Origin of the sequence: Arcicella sp. LKC2W (assembly GCF_034931005.1) — a bacterium.
GTDB lineage: Bacteria > Bacteroidota > Bacteroidia > Cytophagales > Spirosomataceae > Arcicella.
In genome coordinates, this window is record NZ_JAYGIN010000029.1 from 42635 (window position 1) to 69161 (window position 26527).

Here is a 26527-nt window from a genome sequence, read left to right on the forward strand (position 1 = left end):
AAGCACTCTCATGTTTGATAAATAGTTCAAATTACGTTAAATCAGAAGTATGCACCATCCTAATATCGTTGTCAGGAAACCAACATTTGCGGTGATATTCTAAAATATCCTGCAAAAATGTTTTCAATGATGTTACCGCAATATTTCCTTCTATCCGTACTTTTTTATCAAAGTAGGCGAAGGCGAACCCAAAATAATAAACAGCCCTAATGGTCTTTCCATCTCAATAATGCTCCGAATTTCTGCCATTAATTGGAGCATTTGATGAAATTTCATCTTCCAATTAAGTCAATCATAAAAGTGGGAGGAAAAAATCTTGGCGGGGGAGTATATCGAACCACCATCGGCAATCCTTATATTGGAACAACTTATTATATCTCTTTATTTTTTGACGAATTGTTGAATTAAGTAGTGGTGTAAATTCTCGGATACTTGCTTTATTTTTATTGAACAAATTGTGATATTTTTCACAATTATCCTTTATCAATAACAACCATGAAAAAACAGAGAGCCTATCCACAACTACTCAATTTTTTCGGATGAATCATTCTAATATAAATCGTTAGAACCTGCTCGATTTCATCGGAATATTGAGATGAGTATTGCGGTTAAAATATACCGTTGGAATACTTTAAATAACCCCGTCCAATTAAATACCCATTTGATTGATATTCAAAGAATTAATAATTAGAAATACTTTTACCGAGGGAAGTTCCTGACAAAAAATCAGCATGAAAAATTAAACCATGTATCTCCTCCCCAATCTCTCGGGACTACCTTCGAAAAATCAATCACACTCAACCAAAGGGTGCAAGATTATAATTGTTGATATTATCTATTTTGGCAATCTCCTTCATTCATCTAATACATTATCTCTCAAGAACTTAAATAATAAATTTATTTTTTTACAGAGAAATGGCAATCAGTAAAAATGGTAGAAAATGCAGTAATTTTTATACCATCCGTGTTGAAAATTGATGAGACCTTTGTAGCATAAATTACTATTCAATCATGAAAAAAATAATCTTAGGATTCTTAATCGCATTTAACTTTTCTTCCATTGCTCAGACCAATGCTCCCAAAGTAAAAACAGCCAATGGTGTTGTTAGAGGAACTACCGAAGGTGATGTAGCCATTTTTAAAGGTATTCCTTTTGCCGCTCCCCCTGTCGGAGAATTTCGTTGGCGACCACCACAACCCGTAAAAAATTGGGAAGGAGAATTAGATGTTTCCAAGTTTGGAGCCAACTGTGCTCAAGCAGGTTGGGGAGCAAAACCTGGAACAATTGCCGAAGGTTCATCAGAAGATTGTCTTTATCTTAACCTTTGGACACCCGCAAACTATACCCCAAAATCAAAATTGCCTGTAATGGTTTGGATTCATGGTGGTGGATTTACAGGTGGAAGTGGTTCAAGTCCACAAAACTTTGGTCATGAATTTACCAAAAATGGGGTGATTTTAGTGAACATTAATTACCGTTTGGGACGTTTAGGTTATTTTTCTCATCCAGCTTTAAACGCTGAATTTCCAAATGAATTAAAGGGAAATTATGGTTATATGGATCAAATTGCAGCTCTTCAATGGATTCAGAAAAATATTGCTGCTTTTGGTGGTGACCCCAAAAATGTAACCATTTTTGGATTTTCGGCAGGTGGCGTATCAGTACATTCTCTCTTGACAATTCCTGCTGCCAAAGGTCTTTTTCATAAATTAATAAGTGAGTCAGGCGGTGGAAGAGACGGTGTACTTACAGGCAGACCGATAAACAAAGAAAATGCTGATGTTTTTTATACCGTTTCGGCAGAAACCATCGGAATGAATTTTGCCAAAAAACAAGGAATTGAAGGCACAGATGCAACTGCATTAGCAAAATTAAGAGCCTTGAAAGTTGAGCAAATAGTCGATAGCGGTCAAGAAACCGACGGGACTAACGGGCCACGTACTTATTCGGGGCCAATTCTTGATGGAAAATTAGTAGTAGAAACTGCCGAAAGTGCTTATATGGCGGGTCGTCAACCCAAAATGCCCTTGATGATAGGAAATTGTAGTGCCGAAATCGGTGGAGCTTTTGTAAGTAATGCCAAAACCAAAGAAGAATTATTTGCTTCGTTTGGAGACTTAGAAGCCGAAGCAAAAGCCGCTTATGATGCCGATGGTAGCAAAACCTTTAATGAGGTTATTGCAAAATTTAATACAGACTGGGTTTGGGGCGAGCCTGCACGTATGACGGCGAGAGTTTTCCTTGCCAAACAAGCCCCTGCTTATGTGTATCAGTTTGGTTATGTGCCTACCAATGCTCAACAACGTTCTCCTTATGGTGCTGGTCATGGTTCAGAAGTTTCGTTTGTGTTCAATACCTTAAATGCTCGTTGGGGGCCTCCTGCCGAACCTACCGCACAGGAAAAAGAATTGGCAAAAAACATGAATATTTATTGGACAAATTTTGCTAAAACAGGTAATCCAAACGGAGAAGGGCTACCCAATTGGTCACTTTACAACAACAAAAACCAAGATATGCTTGATGTAGAATTAGACGGTAAAGTAGTACCCAAACCCGACCCTCGCAAAGCAAGATTAGATGTTATTGAAAAAGCGATGAAAAATAGAGGTAAAATTCAGTCGAGAGGAATTTAAAAAACGGAATAAAGAGTTTGTCGCAAGATAAAATCAGACCACAGATAATACAGATTTAACAGATTTTCACTGGGACGCACGGTCTGATAAAATCAAGAATAATCTGTATTATCTGTGGTCGAATCTTGTCTGCAACAAATAGTTTATAGCTCCGTAAATAAAAAAACAGTTTACAAAAATGAAAGCTAAACATTTAATTATTGCATTTTCCTTTTAGGAACAACTTTTTCTTTTGGTCAATCTTCCGAAGATGAGTCAACTGTTTTGCAAATTTCCAAAGATAAATGGCAATGGATGGCTGATAAGGACGTAGATAAACTCGAAAAATTGTTTGACGATAAAGCTAAATTCCTTCACATGAGTGGCACATGGAAAAAAGCCGAAGAACTCGAAATCATCAAAACAGGAAATATTTGGTACAAAGAAGCACAAGTGCATGATACTGCCATTGAAATATCGGGCGAAACAGCAATCGTTTGGAACAGAATTACCTTAATTGCGATGGTTAGAGGAACAGAAGTTAAAACCGAATTTACGGTAACTGAGGTTTATCAAAAGCAGAAAAAAGAATGGAAAATGTTAGCTTTATCTTTTAGTAGTGTACGTGATACGCACCAAATTAAGAAATAGTAATTTCAAATCGACAATAGTACAATTTAATTCATAGGAATATTCCCTTATATTTACTTAAAAAAGTCATATAAATATGGAGAATCAAAGTCGCCGTTCATTTCTCAAAGCCTCTGCTCTTTCGGGTGGTGGCTTTATGTTGGGTATTGGATTCTTGTCGAGTTTTAAACCGCTTGAGAAGTCAGAAGAAAACGCAGATGATGTTGTTAGTGTCTTCACGAACAACATATCAGACTTCAATGAATTAAATGGTTTTGTAAAAATTACTGCCGACAATGTTATCAAAATCATGTCGCCCAACCCCGAAGGCGGACAAGGTGTAAAAACCTCGATGCCCATGATTGTTGCGGAAGAATTGGACGTTGATTTTACAAAAATTATCATCGAACAAGCCGATTTAGATACCAAACATTTTACTCGACAGTTTATCGGTGGAAGTCAGGCGATTCATCAAGGTTGGCAAATCCTACGTACCGCAGGAGCAACCGCTCACCAAATGTTGAGAGAAGCCGCTGCCAAAAAATGGAATGTGCCTATTGAAGAAGTTAGTACAGAATTGGGCGTTTTGTATCATAAAAACTCAGGAAAATCTGCCAAATACGGCGAAATGGCAACGGAGGCAGCACAAATTCCAGTTCCGAAAGACGTAAAACTAAAAGAAATAAAAGATTTTAAAATCATTGGAAAAAGTCAGCGAAACGTAGATTTAGATAAAATTGTTTCGGGAAAACCACTCTTTGGCATTGATACCAAAGTTGATGGAATGTTGATAGCCATGATTGTTCATCCGCCAGCAATGGGGTTGAAGTTTAAAGCTATTCAAAACAATGCTATCATTAAGAAAATGAAAGGAATAAAAGACATTTTTCCAATCAAAATATTTAATGATGATTATGAGAAAACGTTTTTTGATACCACCCAATTCAACGAGGTTGTAGCAATTGTTGGTTCTTCCACTTGGGAAGTAATGCAAGCCAAGAAAGCCTTAAAAGTTTCTTGGGAAGAGCAAACCGCTTTTACTCAAAAACGTAATATGTTGGGTAGAAAAATAGAAGAAAAAATACCTGCTGGTTTGGAAAACTCCACTGAGCATTCAGCGAAATTAGCCGAAGGTTTAGCGAAATCGGCTAATGTTCGCAGAAAAGATGGAGACATAGAAAATGCCTTCAAAAATGCGTCAAAAGTAATTGAACGCACTTATAATGCCCCATTTTTGGCTCATAACTGCATGGAGCCGATGAACTTCTTTGCTCATTTTACCGACGAAAAAGTATCGCTTTCTGGTCCTCTCCAAAAACCAGAATTTACCGAGCAAGCACTTTCAAATCGTTTGGGAATTCCTTTGGAGAAAATAGATATTAAATTGACTCGTTTGGGTGGTGGTTTTGGTCGTCGTTCGTATGCACATTGGTTGATAGAAGCAGCTTTGATTTCTCAAAAAGTAAAAGCCCCTATTAAACTAATTTATACCCGTGAAGACGATATGACGGCAGGAATTTACCGACCGTCTTATTCGGCAAAATATCGAGCTGCTCTTGATGCCAATAATAATTTGATTGGTTTCCATGTAAAAGTGGGTGGAATGCCACAGACTCCTTTAACTCCCAATCGTTTTCCTGCGGGGGCGGTCGATAATTATTTAGCAGAAGATTTTACCATTGATACTAATATTACGGTGGGTTCTTACCGAGCTCCACATTCCAATTTTATGGCGGCTGCCGAGCAATCATTTTTGGATGAAATAGCTGAAACCGCAGGCAAAGACCCAATCGCTTTCAGAATTGATTTATTGAAAAAAGCCAAAGAAAATCTCGTTGGTAAAAATAACGATTATGATGCGAGTAGATTCATAAAAGTATTGGAATTGGTAAGAGAAAAATCAAATTGGAAAAGTACAAAGTTCTCAAAAAAATTAGGTTTTTCAGCCTATTTCTGTCACGATTCGTATGCGGCTCATGTGTTAGATGTAGAAATGAAAGATGGCTCTCCAATTATTAATAAAGTTTTTTGTGCCATTGATTGTGGCATTGTGATAAACCCTGATGCCGCTAAAAATATGTCAGAAGGTGGCATTGTTGATGCCATTGGAGCAGCGATGTACGGCAAAATGAACTTTACCAAAGGTATGCCTGAGTCAAATAATTTCCATAATTATCGTATGATTCGGCACAATGAAGCTCCAAAATTGATTGAAATTCATTTTGTGGAAAATACCGAAAAGCCAACAGGTATGGGCGAACCTGCTTACCCACCTGTTCATGCGGCTTTGGCAAATGCCCTTTATAAGGCTACTGGCAAACGTTTATACCAACAACCATTTATTGAAAATTTGTAAATTATACGTTAAATATAGACTAAGCAAAAAGTGCCGGATTGGCATGGATAAAAATTTAGCAACTAATGGAATCTGTATTCAAAATATTTATAAAAGAGCCGATTTGTCTAATTTGAAAATTATCATCAACTCACCACCAAACGGGACAAGTTTTATCATTGAAATTCCTTATGAAAACGAAAGTCATAATCATTGACGACCATTCATTAGTTAATGTTGGAATGAGTCTTATTCTGAAAGAGAAAATATACGTTCATTAACCATCACTATTCAAATATGTCTTTTTGCTCGTGAGGGGTAAATTCCTACTTTACCTATAAAAGAAGAAATACTTCAATATCTTTTCTGGCAATATTCCATAATACTCAACACAAATCAATTAAAATACAATTTGATTTTAGCAACAGAAATATAAAATTATGAAACACGATTTATGTACTATTTTAAGTTTTAGATTTTGTTCAAGTTAGATTTTATAAAACCTCTCATTTTTATAGAACGCCTGAATAAGAAATTTGGGGTTTTGAAATAAGGTTAAAGGAGTTGGGAATGAATAAGCATTGGTGAGGTTTCTGTGAATTGAATGAAATAGGACACATCTTTTTGACTGATGTTACGAATAAAGTTACGGAATTATCTACTATTTGTCGCAAGACAAAATTAGACCACGGATAGAACAGATAAAACAGATTTACACTGATTTTTCTTTAAATTTATCCGTATAAATCCGTTGAATCAGTACAATCTGTGGTCTAATTTTATTCTGCGACAAATTGTAGATAGTTCCGAAAAGTTATCAAATGAATTATCAAGGATTACTAAAAAGCCTTTATTTATAAGAAATAACGAATGTGTAAATGTCGGTGTGAAACATAGTCACGACTAACATTATTAATCAATATTTGAAATTTGTTGTTTACCTTCAGTTTTTGCAAAACCAACTTTGCTTAAAAAATAAAACTTGCTATAACCCATTAAAAAATTAAATAACTATAATGGCGATTAAACATTTTTTGTGAAAACGTAGTAAGTACTCGTCTCATTTATCAAAAAAAACCTTCTATGGCTTCCTTATAACCTCGCCCGATTGGAATCGTTATGCCGTTTACTTCAACCATTTCAGCATTAAATGATTCAACTTTTTCTAAGGAAATAATAAAGGAACGATGAATTCTTTTGAAAAGATTTTCGGGTAAAAGTGCTTCTATTTCACCCGTTCCCATTTTTGAAAGATATTCATGTTTAGTCGTCACAATTCTGATATATTCTTTTTGACTTTCAATGAATATGATTTCTGAAAATAAAATTTTCACTTTCTTCTTTTGAACATTTACAAAAATATAATCTTTTATTTCCGAATTTTTCGATTCAATTGAAGCGGATTTTACTTTATTGACTGCCATAAAAAACCGTTCAAACTCAAAAGGTTTCAGTAAATAATCTGTCACATTCAAGTCAAATCCTTCAATGGCATATTGATGATAGGCAGTTGTGATGATTACGCTCGGAGGATTAATCAGTGTTTTTAGAAAAGCCATACCCTTAAGTTTGGGCAAATGGATGTCCAAAAAAATTAGTCCAACATCATGCTTATGTAAATATTCAGAAGCGAGAAAAGCATCTTTGAACGAACCTTTTAGGTCTAAAAATGGTATTTGAGCAATATAATCCACTAACACTTTTACGGCTAACGGTTCATCTTCGATAATGATACATTTGATATTAGACATGACTTTTTAGATTTATCCTTAATGTTGCCGTAAAGTCAGATTCTCCCTGAAAAACGCTCACTTCATAGTCCTTATAAAGCAATTCTAATTGCCTTCTGAGGTTGGAAAGCCCAATATTTTCTTTGACAACTTCTTGATTTTGAGGATTTTCTGCTGAATTTTTTACGATAAATAATAATGTATGATTTTGGGCAGACAAATGAATATCCACAAAAGGATGATTTCGGGTTTCAGAGGCTCCATGTTTAAAGGCATTTTCTACAAATGGTATTAATAAAAGTGGTGGAATTGCTTGTTTCATATCTTCGATGGTGTGATTGAAATTGACAATTAATGATTCATCATACCGCAGTTTTTCAAGCGAAATATAGTCTTCCATAATTTTCAATTCTTGCTCGATGGCAATATAATCGACGTTGGTTTCATACAACATGAATCTTAAAATTTTTGATAAACGTAAGATAGACTCAGATGCTAAGGGATTATTATCTCTTGCCAATGAATATATATTATTGAGAGTATTGAACAAAAAATGTGGATTAGTTTGGGATTTAAGATAGTTCAATTCTGCTTCCTGTTTCTCGATTCGTAGCTTTTGAGCCGTTTCTTTTAAAATCCTAAAATCATAAGAATACTTAATAATACCGATTACAATGGCTGAAAAAAGTCCTCTCGGGAAAAAACTTGATAAGGCTTCTCTGGTAGATTTATATTCAGTAAACGCAAAATAAATGTGTAAGCCCACCCCAAGATTTCTCCACCAATAAAATCCAACTGAAAACATGAAAATATAAAACACAAAAATAAAGGGTATTGTCAACAGTCTCTTCCAACTAAATTTGATAAATGGAATAGAATACTCAAAAATGAAAAAATTGACTATCATAACATAAGTCATCAACCAAAAACTGTTTGTCATTTTAGTGAAAAATACATCCGTATTGGACACCAACTCAACAAAAATTTCTAATGACAACAAGCTTAGTCCTACCCATAAATAAAACTTAATTCGTTCTTTTAACACCCTCTTTCTGATTTTTAATATTGAAACTTCTTGGGTGCAAATAAAGGCATTATTTATTTGCAAAAAAATAATAACAATTTGAAAATCATGTAAATACAATAATTTCGGGTTAATAATTCAGAAATTCATTGATGATAATATGTTGTTGGTTTACTCAAAACTGTTGTATATGCTGAATACCATTTTTTGTTTTTTTAGGCTTCTAAATTTGAAGAAAAAACAAAAATATGACCCCAAAACTGACCTCTTTATTAGCCCTTATTTTATTGGCTACTACGCTCCAAGCACAAGTTGAACCCAAAGCAGGAAATTGGAAAACGTGGTTTATTTCTTCTGGAAAAGACTTTCGCTTGCCAGCACCTTCAACAAACAAGAACGAAATTGCTGAGATACTCGCTATTCAACAGCAATTAAACTTGGCCGATAAGAAAAATATTGAATTCTGGAATACAGGTTCTCCGAGTTTTCGATGGCAAGATTTGATTAGTAAATTATGGCAATCCGATGCACAAAAAAATGGAATTTTGGCTAATATGCTTGTCTCAGTGAGTATATATGATGCCACTCTTGCCGCTTGGGATAGTAAATATGCGTACAATCGTACTCGTCCATTTGCAACCGATAAGCGAATACAAACGTTTGGAATAAAGCCTGATAGTCCATCATACCCTTGTGAGTATTCAGTTGCAGCAGGTGTTGCATCCACAATAATAGCTCATTATTTTCCTAAAATGGCGGATTCTGTAAACCGTATGGCCAAACTTGCAATGGAATCTCGAATTGCCACTGGTGTAGCTTTTCCGAGTGACACAAGGGCTGGCTTTGAATTAGGAAAAAGAATCGCCCAGCACGAAATAGAATATACCAAAGATTTCTTGGTAAATACTGCTTGGGATGGAAAATATCCAGAAGGGGAAGGGCTTTGGAATGGGAAATATGCGGCATTTGCCAACGCAGGTAAAAGTAAAACCATTGTTTTATTAAGTGGTAGTCAATTCAGACCATTGCCACCACCAGATTTTGCCAAAGATATGGCTGAATTGAAAAACTTTAAACCCACGCATAAATCTATGTCGAATGCGTTTTTTTATGATAGCCAACCATTTTGGAGTGATGTAATTACCAAGAAAATATTTGAGAAAAACTTACACTTAAATGCTCCAAAAGCCGCCCGAATTTATGCAGCATCTGCGATTGGTTATTACGACGGGTTTGTCTCGTGTTTTGATGCCAAATACACTTATTGGGGTATTCGTCCAGAGCAATATGATACAACTTTTAAACCTGTGTTATTTGCAAGTCCGCCTTTTCCAGGCTATCCATCTGGTCATGCAGCGGTGAGTAGCACTACGGCCGAGATATATTCATATTTTTTCCCAGAAGATGAGGTATATTTCCAAAATAAAGCAAAAGATGTGGCAGAATCCCGATTTCATGGCGGTATTCATTTTAGAACTGATAATGAAGTGGGACTTGAACTTGGGAAAAAGGTAGCTTCTGAAATTGTGAAAAAATTAAAAATGGATGGAGCAGATTGAAAAAATTATCAGAACTATCTGTTAATCAGATTTTTATTTAAAATTAAACATTGCCTAATTTTACACGATTACTCAATATTTTATAATCAACCCAAAACACTTCAATAACATTCATTGAAGTGTTTTGGGTTGATTACTATATTTGTACTGAATCAGTGGCATGTTAAATAATCGTGTAAAATTAATTTACGGAATTATCTACTATTTGTCGCAAGACAAAATTAGACCACGGATAGAACAGATAAAACAGATTTACACTGATTTTTCTTTAAATTTATCCGTGTAAATCCGTTGAATCAGTACAATCTGTGGGCTAATTTTATTCTGCGACAAATTGTAGATAGTTCCGTAGTTTTTTAATCCAGACCTAATTCTATTTCAAGTATCAATAGACTTTCCTAATCATCAATCAATAGTGATAATCAATAATTAACAGTTTCGTTATTAGATGACACTTTTTAAAGCCACAATCAAAAAACCTACACCATAACAAGATAATCAGGGTCTTCAATGATGTTTACTTCAATGATTTTATCAGCATTTTGTAAAAGTTGACGACAATCAGCACTCAGATGTTTTAAATGAATTGTTTTATTCACTTTAGCATACCGTTCTGTAATTTTATTGACTGCATCAATGGCACTCATATCAACAATTCTACTTTCTTTAAAGTCAATAATTACCTTTTCTGGGTCGTTTAGTATATCAAATTTCTCTGAAAAAGTAGTGGTTGAACCAAAGAAAAGCGGGCCATAAATTTCATAATGCTTTACTCCATTTCCATCAATGTATTTTCTGGCTCTGATTCTTTTGGCACTTTCCCAAGCGAAAACTAAAGCAGAAACGATAACGCCAATTAATACCGCCAAAGCCAAATTATGAAGCCAAATCGTAATTATTGCTACCAAAACCCCTACAAAAATATCCGTTTTCGGCATTTTGTTAATGACTTTAAAACTCATCCATTCAAAAGTACCAAAGGCAACCATCATCATTACACCCGTCAATGCCGCCATTGGTAGGGCTTCGATAATTGGAGAAGCAAATAAAATTATTGCCAAAATCGTTAGAGAGGCTACAATCCCAGACAATCTTGCCCTTGCTCCTGCCGACAAATTAACTAAGGTTTGGGCAATCATTGGACAACCTCCCATTCCAAAGAAAAAACCATTAAAGATATTGGCAACTCCTTGTGCTAACGATTCTCTATTGCCATCACCAGTAGTTTGTGTAATTTCGTCAACAACGTTTAGTGTCAGTAATCCTTCGGTAAGTCCAACACCTGCCATGATAAGTCCGTAAGGCAGAATAATATTGAGAGTTTCTAACGTCAGTGGGACATTTGGAAGATGAAAAGGAGGTAAACCACCACTAACGGAGGCAATATCTATGACCGTTTTGGTGTCAATATTTAGCCCAAAAACTAAAAGACCAACTACAATAATAGCTATCAATGAAGCAGGAACGGCGTTGGTTATTCGTGGAGCAACAATGATAATGCCAATCGTCATGGCTACTAAACCAGCCATTGTGTACAACGAATTACCCGATAACCAAACCGAGTTTCCATCAACGACGGTTTTAAATTGCTCTACCTGAGCCATGAAAATAATAACTGCCAAACCGTTCACAAAGCCAAACATAACAGGTTGCGGAACGAGTCTGATAAATTTTCCTAATCTGAAAGCACCGACTAATATTTGAAATATTCCTGCGATAATAATGGCAGCAAAAACATAGTCCAGTCCATGAGCATTCATCAGGGCAATTAAAACAACCGCCGTTGCTCCAGCTCCTCCTGAAATTAAACCTGGTCTTCCGCCAAAAATAGCCGTTATAATTCCCATAATAAAAGCACCGTACAGACCCATCAAAGGTGGGAATTTGGCTAAAATAGCAAATGATAATGATTCTGGAATCATAGTCATTGCCACAGTTAAACCTGCTAAAATTTCGATTCTGTAATTTACTTTTTGCTTAAAATCGAATAATTTGAAAATTTGTGTCATATTTTTTATTGGAAAATAATAATTCGTCTGATGTGTAAAGCTATACTCTCAACAGAAAATATAGCTTTACACATCAGACGAATTTCCCAATCTTTTTAAAATGAATTGAATTTAAAGGATTTTACCGACTTAGTACCGAAAGGTATCTCCCTTTAAATCAAAGATTTCTATCCTTTTTCCATCCTTTTTTCTAAGTATGACTTTATTAACTTCCTTATTGTCAATAGTTTGGATAAATTCTGCATCTTTTGGTAAGTACAAATTTACATATTGTGCATCTAATACTGACCTTTTGATGCTATTAACGTATGAGTCTCCTTCATAAAATGTTTTTAGATAGGAAGGATAAACGATTGTATCGCCTGTTTGGTATTGTTTTGTCAACTCAAGAGCAATTTTTGGATATGGATTCTCAACACGTGCTTTGTCTCGATAATTATACTTCAGCGATTCATCATTTAATACGTTTTTAATTGTTTTTCCTACAAAAAGTAATTGTACTCCAAATACAACCCAAATAAAATAATTGAGCGGTTTTATAGTCTGATTCGCACTCAATAATGCTATACTGACAAGGATGATAGAATACGGAAATGAAAAACCTGAGTAACGTTGAGTTAGACCAAAAGTATGCCCGTTTTTAAAAGTCATAATAATTAAAAATATAGTCGGGACTAAAGTTAAAAACAGGAATAACCAAAGTTGTTTTTTCGCAATACCTTCCTTCGTATTTCTCCAATATTCGATAAATAAGTAGAATAACATACCACCATTTACTATTTCCAAATGTTGCCATTTTGCAGTTGAATATACAAAGAAGCCTACCATATTTACACCGATTATGGAGAATAACCACCATTTTTCTTGTGTCTTTTTAAATTTCCAAAGCGAGAAAATAGAGAAAACTGTAATCGCAAGAGCAAGTAAAATATTCTTTTTGCCTACCATATTTGCCGTTAAGTTATTCATGGAAATAAATAAATCCGTAAATATTGGAATAGCCTTTTTAGTTACATTTTTGACGGTTGCAGGGTCAATATATCCAGCGTGTGGATTTGGGTTGAGATGAGCTTGAGTATAATATATTTTTGCTTGATAGTTAAGGGTTTGAAAGGTGTAATCACCACCTCCGTAGGTTATCCAATAGCCAAAAGCGATGCCTCCAATCATTAAAAAAGAAGGTAATAAATACCATGGTCTTGATTTTCTAACAAACAATAAAACGTAAAGTCCATGAACCATAAAAACGGTTGCAGTTAGGAAATGAGACAACAGACATAAGGCAGATAAGATGCCATAAAACCAATACAGCTTCAACGATTTAATCTCGGTTTCTTCATTTTTTATAATTTTTAAGAAGATATGAGTTGCCAGCAATGTTAGGAAAAAACTCATCGAATAATTCCGTGTTTGTTGACTAATAGCAATGAAAAAAGGTTCTATTGCCATTAAAATACAAGCTAACAAAGCCAGTTTTAAGTTATTTAAGTGTTCTTTTATGAAAAAGAATAGCAGAATGATAGTCAAACAACTAAAAAATACTGATAAAAATCGAATTGAATAATCACTAATTCCAAAGGCTTTAATCCAATTATGCAACACAAGATAGTAAAAGGGACTATTGCCAATATCACTTCTTCTGATGCTATCATAAAAATCATCGAGGTTTTTTTCTGCCCAAAACTCTTTTGGTGTAAAAGTGCTTTTTCCAACGGTGTAAAAACAATTCTTCTGAGAATTCCCTTCTAAAGCCATTCCTTGACTTATCAGAATCGTTGCTTTTTCATCTAAGAATATCCCATGCTTATCAAGGTTATAAACTCTGATTCCCAAGCCCAAGAGTATCGTAAAAAATAGAAAAATGTAACTCAGACGAGTAAGATTCATATAAATTGAGCGTTTAAAAAAACACGGAATATGATTCCGTGTTTTGAAATTGAACATTAAAGATATTAGTTTTTCTTACTGCAAGAGATAATAAATTGAGCAGAAAATATGTGTTTTAAAACAGGGATTTTTTCTAAAACTGGTTGTAGTGAATAGATAAGTTTTGCTGCTGGAGTAGGGAAAAAAAACGGAACGTAACCAACGTAAGACCATTTGACAACTTTACCTCCTGCATTATTAATCCACTTTTTTAAATTCCATTCAAAAAAAGACTGCTCTTCATGCTCAATATGATACTTTGATGTTTTTTCAATTAACTTCAAAATCGGATTGTTACCATTAGGTTCCATGATAATGATGTTATCTGTTAATTTAAAGGCATTTTCAATTGCTTTTTGTTGGTCACTGAGGTGATGTAGCACCCCTCTGATTACACCAACATCATATTTTTTAGCAGGAATTTGCAAATTTTCATCCAAAAGGTTAACCGTCTCAAAAATAACATCTGGGTAAATTATTCCAGCCTTTTCAATGGCTTTTGAAGCAGGGTCAAACCCTCTGACTTCTAAATGGGGAAAATTTTGTTTAATTTCATTTGTGTATGAACCATCTCCACACCCAATATCTATTAGTGTTTTGTACTGTGGTTTAATAAACTTGAAAATCTCCTCTGATATTCTTTTGTTGGCTACATAGGAAGAGAATTGAGAATTTGTGGTGTATAAGAACCCACCATTTTCTTGAACATTTTGATTAAATACTTCTACGTTTTGCTTTAACATAATTTTGAGTTTAAATATGAAAATATAATCAGGTACACATATCGTATAAAATGACATTATTAGCCTACAAAAGTAGGGTCATGACTCAAGAAGGAGTATATAAAATGGTTGGTAGGTTGTTCGCTTCGTCTTTAGTTACTAATTTAACAATAAGTTGCGTATTATAAAAAGCAAAATCTTTCAATATCTACCTAAATTTGGTTTGCCAACTAAATTTAAGTAAATATTGAAAGATTTTGCTTTTTACGATTTATTGTTTTGTGGACTATTACTTATTTGGAATAAATAAATTAATATTATTTATGTCTGGTATCACACACATCTTGACCATTTGGGTGTGTGATATACACAACTACGGCAATATTTAGAATATCAATTAGATTTTCTCAGTAAAAATAATGATTATCCCGTACAACCATGCTCTCTGAAAATCTCCTTTTATTAAAATTGGTTAAGTACCAAATGGCTTATGATTTTTTAGAAATAATCACTTAAAATGTGCTTCTGAAATGCAAAAAAGGAGTGGAAACTGTCTCAAAAATTGTTAGAATGGTTAAATTTAAAAGCCTGTCGTACTGCTCGAAAGTATTTTGAGAAAAATGAAAAAAAATAACTTCAGAGGTGGAATTAGGGATAAAATGTTCATTTTGAGTTAGAAAAAGTTTAAAATGAGTAAAAGTTTTTAAAATTTATTAGAAAGAGGGCAATAGCCCTCTTTTTTTTTGTCAAAAATGAGTAACAGAATGTCCATTTTGTGATAACACCTACCTGAGAATTATCTACAATTTTGGGAATCTTTTTAGTGGAAGGTTTTACAATCAATGAGAAACTGGGTAATTATATTTTACTCTTGATTTCTCTTGATTGTTTTCTGAAACATTACAAAGTGCCGTACTAAAAATACATTCTTGAAATCATGAAAACGTACATTCAAAAAGGCAATAATTCGCTATTAACTCTAAACCATAAAACTTCAAAAAAGGTCTTTGTAGATGCCGTAGTTCTTTTGGAAGGTAATATCAATTATACCATTTTTCACTTGGCAAATGGCAAGCAAAAATTAGTTGCTCATAGCATAAAATTTTTTGAGCCATTTTTAGAAACACACGGATTTTTACGAATACATCGCTCCTATATGATTAATCCAAACCATGTAAAAAATTTGAATCAAGAAGAGTATAAGGTGCTGATGAATAATGGTAGAGAAGCCATTATTTCAAAGAGAAAAAAAAGTATTTTCAAAAACCTCATTTAACACTTACACATCAAAAACTTTCGTGGTAGGAAAGTAAAATTTGAGGAGAATATCAATTTTGATTTCTCTCCTCTTTTTAGCCAACTACCTATTTAACCCAATTAATTTCCTACCATAATGAAAAAACTTTTTTACCTTTTTATTGCTTTGCTGATAAGTCAAAATAAAATAGGGAACGTGATTATTAATTCCATGAAAATGAGGGTTGTACTCTTACTGTTATGTAGTATTTGGTCGCAACAATTGTTTAGTCAGTCACTCTGTGGCACTTGGTCGTCATCCACCGCTTATCCCACAAATTTGGTGGGTACTGCCAATGTAGCTTTGGGAAGTAATATTTATGTATTCTCGGGTTATAATGGTGTATTTACGAGTGATTCGAAGAAATTTAATGGAACTACTTGGTCTGCTATTGCTAAGTGGTATTTACGCAGGAGATGCCAGCAAACCTACCATAATGTTATGTAAAGTTATGGGAAATCAAGCAGGGTTTGGTTCAGCTTTGTATTTGCAAGATGGAAGTGATGCCAATGTTAGGAATACGTTATTGTCTGGTAATAGAGGTATCGGAGCATTTTATAATAATACTTCAAATCCTACTATCACTAACTGTACTTTGTCGGGCAATGGAGGTTATAACGGAGGCGTTTTCAACTCAAACAGTCAGCCAATCATTATAAATTCAATCATTTGGGGCAATTCAACGCCATTTAATGATATCTAGTCTATCGTAAAAAATAGTATAATTCAAGGTGGATATACAGGAGTTGGCAATTTGAATTATGACCCAGAGTTTGTCTTACACCCCCCCCGATTGAATATTGGATTTTGAACAACACTTTTCAAAGTAATATTATTCAAAATAGCTTGGTTTTAGCCCTACATAACGATTTGGAGTTAAAGCCAAGCTATTTTGGTATATTTGATAACCAACAACTTAGAGCCTTTATTTCGAGAAGTCGATTTAATTAGTATAAAATCCTTTTTTGAACAAATTATAGATTTTAGAAGGTTTTTTCTATATCAATGAAATATCTCATTTTTTCTTTTCCAGTCCCACCAATTCGATTATAAAAATTGATTGCCCTCTCATTAAAAATAGGTGTTTGCCATTGAATGTTTACGCAGTCGTTTTGGCGTGCTATTTCCTTTAATTTATCAAAAACTATCTCTCCAATTTTATGACCCCGAAGTTCAGGTTCTAAATACAAACAGTCTAAATATAGAAATATTTGTGCGTCCCAAGTTGAATAATCGAAAGTATAGGAAAAGTACCCTTGAAGTTGGTCGTTGCTTTCAATGACAAAACAAAATAGTTTTGGACTGTCGGAAAACAATGCTTTTTTTAACAAATTTTCTTTTCCTTTTGCATCATAATTTACTTGTTCATATTGCGAATGTTTACCACATAATTCAACCAATTCTGGCAAATCATTCTCATTACAATCTCTAATTATATATTCCATTGTTGATTGATTTCAGTTTGTAAAAACTCTATGAAATGGTTAAAATAGTTGGGATACGTTTTGTTACTCATCAAAGCAATAAAGTGTTTTCTTTTTAAACCGTTTTTCCCAATTTTAACTGTTTTGAGTGAATTGTTTTTGAGGTAAGGTTGCACAGCCCATTTTGCCATAGCCATAATTCCCATATCTGCTTTCACCATTTCTATTGATGCTTCTGTAAGCGGAAGTGGTGTTATTTTCTTTGGGGATACTTTGGCTGGAGCTAATAGAAATTGATGAATCGTCACTGTTTCTAATGGCAATGAATGTATCAATAAATGTTCCTCTATAAAATCTTCTGCAACCACATATTTTTTGTTAGCCCAAGCATGATTAGTAGAAACAATCATCAACATTTCGTCCTGAAAAAGGTCAATATATTTTATGTTACTATCTTTAATTGGGTCACTGGTAATGGCAATATCAATCACGTTTTCTTGTAATTTTTGTAAGGGATAATGCGTTGCTTCCATTATAATTTGTAAATCAACATTAGGATAAAGCAAATGAAATTGCTTTAAAACAGATGGTAACCAATGATAACTTGAATAACATTCGGTACTTATTCTGATTGTACCAAATTCCCCAAAAGTCATTTGTTTTATTTCTTTTTCTGTTCCTGATAGCTTCTCTAAAATTTCGATTGCAGCCTCATATAACTTTTCTCCAGCCTTGGTTAGGATTAATTTTTTGTTTTGTCGTAAAAATATTTGTGTCCCTAATTGATATTCTGCTTCCTTAAGTTGATGGCTCAAAGCAGATTGAGTTAAATGTAATTTGTCGATAGCTTTTGTAATACTACCTTCCTCTACGATTGCTTTAATGAGCTTTAAATGTCTTATCTCCATTTTTAAGATTTATAAAATAATTGCAAAGAAACAAAATTTAGCTTCGGGATTTGTATGAAAATATTGAATAAATATGATGAATTCTTTTCGTTTTTAAACGAATTTCTACTGTTGTAGTTTTGTCTCATTAAATAGCTTCATAAGTAGAGCTTGGGGTTTTATAATTAGCAACAATATTCATAACTCGCTATAAATCAATATATTAAAATACAAAAAAGCAACTTTGTTTTGCATCATTACGTAATTAAAAATAAAATTTACAAAAAAATGGAAGAACAAATTAAACATTATGAAAATAAACTGGCGTTTGAAATGGACCCGTCAGATTTATTCGATGCCTTAAATAATGGAGAAAAGGTGATTGCGATTGATGCAAGAAAAGAATTTGGTTTTGAAGCTGAACACATCCCAACGGCCATTAATATTCCACATCGTGAAATGAACGAAGAAAGCACAAAGCACTTAGACAAAGATTTCGTCTATGTTATCTACTGCGATGGAATTGGTTGTAATGCCTCTACAAAAGGAGCGTTGAATATGTCGAAACTTGGTTTCAAAGTGAAAGAACTAATTGGTGGTATTGAATGGTGGAAATTTGATGGATATGCCACTGATGGAACAAAAGGAAGTCAAACGGGTGCAAAAATTCAATGTGCCTGTTAAATTTACCAAAAGTCGGGTAGATATTTCTAAATCTGAATATCTGCCCGATTTAAACATTATAAAGATGATGTAAAAAGGTGTATTTACTCGAAATGCAACAATTAACAGGTTCTTGTTAATTGTTGCATTTAACCTCAATCTAAAATTTTATTTGGTTGGTATTTCTCTCTATTTATATCTATTACACAACTCTTTATCTATGATTTGTAAATAGCAATTTTCTCAATCAAAATATCGCAACTTTTATCGTCTTCAGTTTTTGTGAAAGCTGTTTTATTTCGAGTAAAAGTTTGGGTTCTTCAACTGATAATAGGACGGTTTAGCCTTATCAATCACAGAAGATAAGTTATCAATACTATCAATTGAATCTTTATCAATCTCCTCATTTACAAGTGCTTGAATATCCTTGCTACTAATTTCACTAACACCTTGTAATACTTCTTTTCTTAAAGATTCGGAAAATTTACTCATTCCATCTGCAAATTTTCCGTCATTTTTTATGGTTCGAGAACTCACGTTATAGGTTAATGCTAAATTCTCGGCAACATTAATAACTTGTTCTTCATTTGTATTTACTTGTAAGGCAATGCCTCTATTTTTTTTGAGAATTATATTTTAGCCCTCGGTAATACGACTCTTCTTCAAGAGATAGATTTCGTCTCCCAATTTGCAAATCAATCATGTATTCTTTTACATCATCAATTGATACAAAAACTTTGAGGGTAATCTTAAAATCTATTTTATTGGCCTTACAAATGTGCAGACTGTATAGCCAATTTTATTAATTTAGGACTAACGTAAAATTGATTGAGATAAAAAGGTATATCAGTTTATCTCTTGGGCTCAATAAGTCTGACAACTCCTGAGAGGAATAATGCCAAAAAAATGGGTATCATTTGAAAATAAAAGACTTCTATTGTCAAAATATTTCTTTTATGAAATCCTGTTGCACAGGTATTTATCCTACATTTGCCACATGAAATTCTTTTCAGTCATATTCTCATTTTACATTCTCATACTTTCGCTGCTACCTTGCAATGATACGGAGGATTGTAAAATATTGAATAATGGGAAAGAAAATTTCGCTCAAATTGACCATCACAACCACCAAGCAGACACTGAATCATGTTCTCCTTTTTGCATTTGTGCTTGTTGCGGTTCCATCATCGTATTTAGTTTTCAATGTCCTATTTTAACGATAAAGGATACTTCTTTTTTTCCGCTGAACGCAAGAATAATTATTAAAAATGACTCTTTTGCTTCTAATTTTCATGGAAATATCTGGCAACCGCCCCAAATATAAATATTAATTTTTACCGTTTTATTCATTACTGAAAATCTCATTCAGCAGGTCAATCTGTATTTCATTTTTTTAAGAAATACAGACGTATCATATTTACAATCGTTCATTGCTATTGCCAAAAATGTGATGAACATTAATTCATAGATTTAAGATGGAACACAAACATATTTACGACAATGATGGTAAACAACTTTGTTGTACACAAGAAGAACAAAATAATTTTCTCAACAAAAAACAACCTAAAGAAACAGGTTGCTGTGCCACCCACGACCACAATGAACATTCTGATGATGACGGACATGACCACTCTGGTGGTAATCAAAGCACATTTCAAATGTTTTTACCTGCTATTATTAGTTTAATTTTACTACTCATCAGCATTGGGCTGGATAATTATTTTCCTCAAACTTGGTTTACGGGTTGGATTAGAATTATATGGTATGTTTTTGCCTATTTACCAGTCGGATTTCCTGTTTTAAAAGAAGCAGTTGAAAGTATGATGAAAGGTGATATTTTTTCAGAATTTTTACTCATGTGTATTGCTACAATTGGAGCATTTTCTATCGGTGAATATCCTGAAGGTGTGGCAGTTATGTTATTTTATACCATTGGAGAGGTTTTCCAAACGTTAGCCGTAAAAAGAGCCAAAACAAATATCAAAACTTTGCTCGACCAACGACCCGACGAAGTAACGATTTTACAAAATAATGAAGCAAAAATCATCAAAGCCGAATCGGTAAATATTGGAGATATTATTCAATTAAAAGTAGGTGACAAGCTCGGGTTGGATGGAGAATTGTTGTCAGAAAATGCTTCATTCAACACCGCAGCCCTAACAGGAGAAAGTAAACCAGACACCAAAACAAAGGGCGAAACAGTTTTAGCTGGAATGATAAATTTGAATACCGTTTCACAAGTCAAAGTCACGACTGCTTATGCTGATAGCAAGCTGAGTAAAATTTTAGAAATGGTTCAAAACGCAAGTGCGAATAAAGCACCTACTGAACTGTTTATCAGGAAATTCGCCAAAATTTACACTCCAATTGTAACACTATTTGCCGCTCTCATCATTGTACTTCCGTATATTTTTATCGAAGATTATATATTTAGTCAATGGCTTTATCGTGCCTTAGTTTTCTTGGTAATTTCTTGTCCGTGTGCTTTGGTAATTTCTATTCCATTGGGCTATTTTGGAGGAATTGGAGCGGCTTCAAAAAATGGAATTTTATTTAAAGGGAGTAATTTTTTGGATTTAATAGCCAATATCCAAAATGTTGTAGTGGACAAAACAGGAACCATGACCGAAGGTGTTTTTAAGGTGCAAGAGCTTGTGTTTAATCCCGAATTTAATAAAGATGAAATCCTAAATATGGTTAATATTTTGGAAAGTAAAAGTTCACATCCAATAGCCACCGCCATTCATCAATTTGTGGGGAAAGAAGATACCAATATAGAACTAAAAAACATCGAAGAAATATCAGGACATGGTTTAAAAGCCGAAGTAAAAGGCAAAGAATTATTGGTTGGTAATTTTAAATTGATGGATAAATTTTCTATTATTTATGATATTGACCCCACCACAATTATTTATACCTTGATAGCCATTGCTTATGATAAAAAGTTTGTAGGCTACCTCACTATTGCCGATAGTATCAAAGCAGATGCTCAATTTACGGTAAATAAACTCCAAGAATTAGGCGTAAAAACAACCATGCTGAGTGGCGACAAAAGTAATATTGTAAAATTTGTAGCCGATAAACTCGGTATCATCAACTCATTTGGCGACCTTTTACCAGAAGATAAAGTAAATAAAGTCAAAGAATTAAAAGCTCTAAATCAAACCGTTTGTTTTGTTGGTGATGGTGTCAATGATGCTCCAGTAGTAGCTCTGAGTGATGTAGGAATTGCAATGGGCGGACTTGGTAGTGATGCAACCATCGAAACTGCCGATGTAGTAATTCAAGACGATATGCCTTCAAAAATACCAATGGCAATCAACATTGGAAAACAAACTAAACGAATTGTTTGGCAAAATATCACCTTAGCATTTGCCGTAAAAGCCATTGTATTGCTTTTGGGTGCTGGCGGATTGGCAACCATGTGGGAAGCTGTTTTTGCTGATGTAGGCGTAGCACTTTTAGCTATTTTGAATGCGGTGAGAATTCAGAAAATGAAATTTTAATTTTATTTCTCACTAACGCTTTTCCGTAAAATAACGGAAGTCTATACTTATTGACGCAATGCAAAAAAACGACTTCAATAACCGCAGACGGGGTGAAAAACCACCGTCAGGGTATTTGTCCGAAACCCTGACGGCGGTTTTTCACCCCGTCTGCGGTTTGCGTCAATAAGTATATTGTTCCGTAAAATAATTACGGATTTGTGAATGTTGAAAAGTACGCAACTATTCTCTCGCTTACTGTTCAATATTTTACGTCGAATTATGATTATTCTGAAAGACCTCATAAATGTTTACGCTCGCCATCTTTTTGAACGATGACGAGCGTAAATACTCAGAATAGTGATAAAAAACGAACAATTTGCTTATTATCAATGTATTACATTTTGTAACATTACCAATTACTTCTAAAATCTATCTAAAAATTAGTAACAATTTCTAAATAAAAAGTGCTTCTAAGCTTATTTCCGAGTGTATTTCTTCGTTATAATATTGGTTTTGAATCGCTGAATAAGTTGTCAGTAATGTACTCACTACCATTTTCTTTGTTTTGGTAACTTCCTGAAAAACAAGCCTTTTCCTTCTGAATGATTGGATTACGTCTTTGCTTACCAAAAACTCTGTATTGGTAAATTTAGCTTCGCACAAATGTATAATTCCATCATTTCGTTCTATTACAATATCTACTTGAGCTCCTGGTAATTCATCATTCCCTTTAAAATAAAATGATGAAATTTTAGTGTAAACGCCACTAATTCCCAAAGCAACATGGATTGGATGTAAATGTGTTAGACAAATATTTTCAAAGGCATATCCCATCCATGAATTATAACTTGGACTGGTAGATAAACTTTGCCAAGTATTATTTCTATCACCGATATTATTGACAATATATTTTAGGTAAAATACACTGTAAAAATCTACAATTCTAAAAATTGTATCTCTATTCTTTTTCCCAAAAGGTTCTAAAGATTTTATAAAGCCACAATCTATCAGGTTTTCGATAACTCTTACAAAATTTCCCCCATTACTAATTTGTGTTTCCTCCAATAATTGTGTTCTGGTGAGTCCATACGGATGCGATGCCAACGATTCTATCACTTTGATATGTTTTTCGGCATTTTTAAATAAAGAATGGTATAAATATTCAAACTCCTTTGTTAGAATTCCATTGGTATCAAAACACAAATTTTCAATTACTTGTGCTACACTTTTTCCTTGTTCAATGGCTTGCCAATAATAGGGAATTCCACCCAATACCATATATAATTGCGTGATTTGGTATTCGTTAAATTTCAAATTCCTAAAATCACAATAGGCTTTGGTTTCTTTAAGATTAAAAGGTTTTAATTCTATTCGGCAAGTAACCCTATTGTGTAAACCTCCTTGTGCTTTCAATAACTTTCCAATCATCCACGATGCCGCCGACCCACAGGTAATAAAAATTAGCCTATTTTGCTGAGAACCATGCTGATTCCAGAAATATGCTAATGCCGACACAAAATTTGCACCTGTACGGTCGAGCCAAGGAAGCTCATCAATAAAGAAAACGATTTTCTGATTATTATCTGGCAAACTTAGTAAGTAGTCAGTCAGAAGTTGAAATGCTTCCGACCAATTTCGAGGAGCTTCTGAATAAGATGCTTGTGGAAAAACACGTTTTAACTCAACCCAAAAATTATTGATTTGAATAACTGTTTCTGTCTCATAAGAACCTGTAAATGAGAATTTTATTTGCTCATTAAAGAATTGTCTGACCAAATATGTTTTGCCTATTCTTCTTCTACCGTAAATAGCCACAAATTCCGCTTGATTGGATTTTAGCAATTTAGACAAAATGTTTTTTTCTTGTTCTCTACCGATAAGCATATTTAATTTTGGAAAAAACCATTTAATAATTAACGTTATTTCCAAAATTAACAACAAATAATGGAAATAACATTAAAATCAAAAAATTTCTGAGAACGAAAAACATACGAAATGAAGTCCTTTATAATCATTCGGAATTATAAAGTATGGATACTCATCATGAAGAAGTAATAAGCAGTTATTGGGAGAAAAAGGTTTCTTTCTATTTCTTTTTATGGTTAAAATCGAGATTTTGCATAAAAAATAGTCGAATTGCATTGATATTTTTAAATTTATCTCCAGCACTCAATTGCTGATAAATATTCATATAGCCTAATTGAAGACTTGAATGACTATCAAAATTATAGGCTAAACCTACGAAAAAACGATTCTGGTCAAAAACATTATAAACATTGTTGTGAGAAAGATTTATCATCACTTCATTATTCAACAATGCCGAAATAGTATTAGGAGCAATTCCTTTTTTGCTCAAAGGGACGTTCAAGAAGAAATTATAGCGTATGCGTTCATCAAAACGAAAACCATCTGCTAACTCATTATCATTTTTAATCTTTCGTCTAAATCTTTCCTCCAATCTTATCCACTGCATGGTACGCACTTTGCCATATTTATGATGCAACTGTAACTGATGCCAAATTCTATGCTCTGGTTGTGAAACGTTGGCGTGACCTTCTTCTGGAAAATGGTTGATAAAAGCATAACCATTAGTAAATTTCAAATCGTCGTTTATGTAGTACATTGCCCCTAATCGAATAATGCCTTTTGAAGCTTCTCCAACAAAGTCATGGGTGGAACGAAAATGAAAATCACCCCAAATTCCCCACTTATTAGAAAGCCGAGTTTGGTTAAAATATGCCGTCCAAACTTGTTCTTCGTCGGTAGTTTGACGGGTCGTTTGAGCAAAAGCATTAATACTGATAAAGAAAAATAAAATGAGTTTTTTCACAAAAGATGAGTTTTAAGTAAATTGCCGATAACAGCACACTTCAAAATTAAGGAAGATTGTTATACGCTATAAAATAAAGTGTATTATAATATTAAAATTTTGTAAACCGATACAGAAAGTAACAAATATAGCCTTTAATTCAAAAGCTATTCTTTTGAATTAAAGGCTATATTTGGGAAGGTAAATTAATAAACTGCCCTGATAAATTAGAGACGGTTTGATAATATTGAACCTGTATAATCTTATCTTTCTTCTAAAGTTATCCAGTTTTGCTTAAAATCAAGCAAATCTTGTGTACTAAAACCATAGATAGTTTGCAATGATTTTGACAGTTCTAATATTTTATCAACTTCAGCCTGATTGCCCACCAATTTTGAAGGATTATCCATTTTAGCTAACAATTCATCTATCTGTGCATCCGTTATTTTTTTTCTGGAAACACCTTTAAAACCACCTAAAAAGCCGATTGCTTCTCCAAAAGAGTGTAAGGCTCCAGATTTGAGTGCATCCGTAGAAGGAACGATACTTAGTTTTGTATAGACATCATTAAAATAATTGATAATAGTGGCGGCATTGGCTTTTTCCCAGTTTAATAAAATTGCCTCAATTGCCTCGTCTCGTTCTTTATTATAGCTTGAACCTGCTTTGATAGCAGCTTGAGCTTTGATAAATCCTGCTTTCACATCTAAGTAAACACCTGAAACGGCTTTAGTACGACGTGCGGCATAATTAGCTAAATACACATCTGGACTTGTGGTTTTGGTTGCGTTATTGGTATTTGGAAATAATGGATTCGCTCCAAAATAATATAATGCTTTGTCCAAATTAGCTTGGGTTGGACTTGCCAATAATACCACAGCTTGATTGTAATGAAACGCTCCAAATAACCCTTTTGAAATTACCTGCTCCACATCTAAGCCTTTTTCATCAAATAAATAACCTCCTGCTATACCACCAACGCCATTTTCAGAAGGAGTTTTTCCTAATAAATAAGCAGTGTTTGCTTTGCTTGCTTTGGCTATTTTATCGTTTAATGTCGGAACTAAAGTTTTGTAATAGGTAGTTGATAATCCAGAAATTGATTTAGAAAAAAGAGTGTTTAACGTTGTCGCTTCAACTACTACACCTTTTACACGAGCTTTTTTGATTTCATTTTCTAAAGCAACATAATCAGCTCTGAGTGCTACTTCTGCCGTTGTATTTGCCGAAAAGGTTGTCGCTTCATAAGTAGTTGGGATTACCAACGGATCAACTTTTACTTCATCTTTTGAGCAAGAAAATATCAATATTGAGGCAAAGAAGATAGTGATAATGTTTGATTTCATTTAAAAGAGAGTTTAAAATTTATTTAGATTAATTAATAATAATAAATACAAGATTAGCCATTATT

General features: G+C 33.7%; 23 protein-coding genes. 11 read left to right on the top strand and 12 right to left on the bottom strand.

Annotation, left to right across the window (positions count from 1 at the left end; all coding sequences use genetic code 11):
* Nucleotides 1-150: 150 nt before the first annotated feature.
* Nucleotides 151-276, bottom strand: coding sequence for a hypothetical protein (locus tag VB796_RS20700; RefSeq protein WP_323348490.1), 126 nt, complete (start codon nucleotides 274-276; stop codon nucleotides 151-153).
* 735 nt (nucleotides 277-1011) lie between these two features.
* On the opposite strand from VB796_RS20700, the gene VB796_RS20705 reads away from it, so the two are divergent.
* The 4 genes from VB796_RS20705 to VB796_RS20720 all read left to right on the top strand — a co-directional run bounded on the left by VB796_RS20705 (nucleotide 1012) and on the right by VB796_RS20720 (nucleotide 5795).
* Complete coding sequence (locus VB796_RS20705; RefSeq protein WP_323348491.1) at nucleotides 1012-2634, top strand: carboxylesterase/lipase family protein; 1623 nt, start codon at nucleotides 1012-1014, stop codon at nucleotides 2632-2634.
* A 264-nt stretch (nucleotides 2635-2898) separates the two neighbouring features.
* Nucleotides 2899-3264: a nuclear transport factor 2 family protein gene (locus tag VB796_RS20710; protein ID WP_323348492.1), complete on the top strand. Its 366-nt coding sequence runs from the start codon at nucleotides 2899-2901 to the stop codon at nucleotides 3262-3264.
* Between the two features lie 76 nt (nucleotides 3265-3340).
* On the top strand, nucleotides 3341-5599 hold the full coding sequence (locus VB796_RS20715; RefSeq protein WP_323348493.1) for a xanthine dehydrogenase family protein molybdopterin-binding subunit: 2259 nt from the start codon (nucleotides 3341-3343) through the stop codon (nucleotides 5597-5599).
* 43 nt (nucleotides 5600-5642) lie between these two features.
* Nucleotides 5643-5795 (top strand): hypothetical protein, encoded by a 153-nt coding sequence (locus VB796_RS20720; protein ID WP_323348494.1) that lies wholly within the window; start codon nucleotides 5643-5645, stop codon nucleotides 5793-5795.
* A gap of 850 nt (nucleotides 5796-6645) precedes the next feature.
* Here the strand turns inward: VB796_RS20720 and VB796_RS20725 are convergent.
* Together VB796_RS20725 and VB796_RS20730 are read right to left on the bottom strand one after the other, a co-directional pair.
* On the bottom strand, nucleotides 6646-7329 hold the full coding sequence (locus tag VB796_RS20725; RefSeq protein WP_323348495.1) for a LytTR family DNA-binding domain-containing protein: 684 nt from the start codon (nucleotides 7327-7329) through the stop codon (nucleotides 6646-6648).
* Entirely contained in the window at nucleotides 7322-8113 is a 792-nt protein-coding gene (locus tag VB796_RS20730; protein WP_323348496.1) for a sensor histidine kinase, read from the bottom strand. Before VB796_RS20730 ends, VB796_RS20725 begins: the two co-directional genes overlap by 8 nt.
* Before the next feature lie 467 nt (nucleotides 8114-8580).
* Here VB796_RS20730 and VB796_RS20735 point away from each other — a divergent pair, with 467 nt between their 5' ends.
* A complete protein-coding gene (locus VB796_RS20735; protein WP_323348497.1) occupies nucleotides 8581-9891 on the top strand; it encodes a phosphatase PAP2 family protein in 1311 nt (436 codons plus the stop codon).
* A gap of 479 nt (nucleotides 9892-10370) precedes the next feature.
* Here VB796_RS20735 and VB796_RS20740 read toward each other — a convergent pair whose 3' ends face one another.
* The 3 genes from VB796_RS20740 to VB796_RS20750 all read right to left on the bottom strand — a co-directional run bounded on the left by VB796_RS20740 (nucleotide 10371) and on the right by VB796_RS20750 (nucleotide 14569).
* Nucleotides 10371-11900: a SulP family inorganic anion transporter gene (locus VB796_RS20740; protein ID WP_323348498.1), complete on the bottom strand. Its 1530-nt coding sequence runs from the start codon at nucleotides 11898-11900 to the stop codon at nucleotides 10371-10373.
* A gap of 129 nt (nucleotides 11901-12029) precedes the next feature.
* Nucleotides 12030-13787 (bottom strand): glycosyltransferase family 39 protein, encoded by a 1758-nt coding sequence (locus VB796_RS20745; RefSeq protein ID WP_323348499.1) that lies wholly within the window; start codon nucleotides 13785-13787, stop codon nucleotides 12030-12032.
* Between the two features lie 65 nt (nucleotides 13788-13852).
* A complete protein-coding gene (locus VB796_RS20750) occupies nucleotides 13853-14569 on the bottom strand; it encodes a class I SAM-dependent methyltransferase (protein WP_323348500.1) in 717 nt (238 codons plus the stop codon).
* Between the two features lie 916 nt (nucleotides 14570-15485).
* On the opposite strand from VB796_RS20750, the gene VB796_RS20755 reads away from it, so the two are divergent.
* The 3 genes from VB796_RS20755 to VB796_RS20765 all read left to right on the top strand — a co-directional run bounded on the left by VB796_RS20755 (nucleotide 15486) and on the right by VB796_RS20765 (nucleotide 16548).
* Nucleotides 15486-15824 carry a LytTR family DNA-binding domain-containing protein gene (locus VB796_RS20755; RefSeq protein ID WP_323348501.1) on the top strand — a complete coding sequence of 113 codons (339 nt, stop codon included), beginning with the start codon at nucleotides 15486-15488 and terminating at the stop codon, nucleotides 15822-15824.
* A 117-nt stretch (nucleotides 15825-15941) separates the two neighbouring features.
* Nucleotides 15942-16292 carry a hypothetical protein gene (locus tag VB796_RS20760; RefSeq protein WP_323348502.1) on the top strand — a complete coding sequence of 117 codons (351 nt, stop codon included), beginning with the start codon at nucleotides 15942-15944 and terminating at the stop codon, nucleotides 16290-16292.
* Between the two features lie 4 nt (nucleotides 16293-16296).
* Entirely contained in the window at nucleotides 16297-16548 is a 252-nt protein-coding gene (locus VB796_RS20765) for a right-handed parallel beta-helix repeat-containing protein (protein WP_323348503.1), read from the top strand.
* Between the two features lie 280 nt (nucleotides 16549-16828).
* On the opposite strand, the gene VB796_RS20770 is transcribed toward VB796_RS20765, so the two are convergent.
* Nucleotides 16829-17290 (bottom strand): GNAT family N-acetyltransferase, encoded by a 462-nt coding sequence (locus tag VB796_RS20770; protein ID WP_323348504.1) that lies wholly within the window; start codon nucleotides 17288-17290, stop codon nucleotides 16829-16831.
* Entirely contained in the window at nucleotides 17278-18177 is a 900-nt protein-coding gene (locus tag VB796_RS20775) for a LysR family transcriptional regulator (protein WP_323348505.1), read from the bottom strand. Before VB796_RS20775 ends, VB796_RS20770 begins: the two co-directional genes overlap by 13 nt.
* Before the next feature lie 267 nt (nucleotides 18178-18444).
* Between VB796_RS20775 and VB796_RS20780 the strand changes: the two genes are divergently transcribed.
* The gene (locus tag VB796_RS20780) at nucleotides 18445-18840 is read left to right on the top strand and encodes a rhodanese-like domain-containing protein (protein ID WP_323348506.1); all 396 of its coding nucleotides are present in this window, start codon (nucleotides 18445-18447) and stop codon (nucleotides 18838-18840) included.
* A 273-nt stretch (nucleotides 18841-19113) separates the two neighbouring features.
* Here VB796_RS20780 and VB796_RS20785 read toward each other — a convergent pair whose 3' ends face one another.
* A complete protein-coding gene (locus tag VB796_RS20785; protein ID WP_323348507.1) occupies nucleotides 19114-19356 on the bottom strand; it encodes a hypothetical protein in 243 nt (80 codons plus the stop codon).
* A gap of 460 nt (nucleotides 19357-19816) precedes the next feature.
* On the opposite strand from VB796_RS20785, the gene VB796_RS23810 reads away from it, so the two are divergent.
* Nucleotides 19817-20143, top strand: a complete 327-nt coding sequence (locus VB796_RS23810; protein ID WP_416233534.1) for a DUF6660 family protein — start codon at nucleotides 19817-19819, stop codon at nucleotides 20141-20143.
* A 151-nt stretch (nucleotides 20144-20294) separates the two neighbouring features.
* Nucleotides 20295-22325, top strand: a complete 2031-nt coding sequence (locus tag VB796_RS20790; RefSeq protein ID WP_323348508.1) for a heavy metal translocating P-type ATPase — start codon at nucleotides 20295-20297, stop codon at nucleotides 22323-22325.
* Between the two features lie 435 nt (nucleotides 22326-22760).
* Here VB796_RS20790 and VB796_RS20795 read toward each other — a convergent pair whose 3' ends face one another.
* The 3 genes from VB796_RS20795 to VB796_RS20805 all read right to left on the bottom strand — a co-directional run bounded on the left by VB796_RS20795 (nucleotide 22761) and on the right by VB796_RS20805 (nucleotide 26462).
* Nucleotides 22761-24191: an AAA family ATPase gene (locus tag VB796_RS20795; protein ID WP_323348509.1), complete on the bottom strand. Its 1431-nt coding sequence runs from the start codon at nucleotides 24189-24191 to the stop codon at nucleotides 22761-22763.
* Between the two features lie 202 nt (nucleotides 24192-24393).
* Nucleotides 24394-25137 (bottom strand): DUF2490 domain-containing protein, encoded by a 744-nt coding sequence (locus VB796_RS20800; protein ID WP_323348510.1) that lies wholly within the window; start codon nucleotides 25135-25137, stop codon nucleotides 24394-24396.
* 242 nt (nucleotides 25138-25379) lie between these two features.
* Nucleotides 25380-26462 carry a hypothetical protein gene (locus VB796_RS20805; RefSeq protein ID WP_323348511.1) on the bottom strand — a complete coding sequence of 361 codons (1083 nt, stop codon included), beginning with the start codon at nucleotides 26460-26462 and terminating at the stop codon, nucleotides 25380-25382.
* Between the last annotated feature and the right edge of the window lie 65 nt (nucleotides 26463-26527).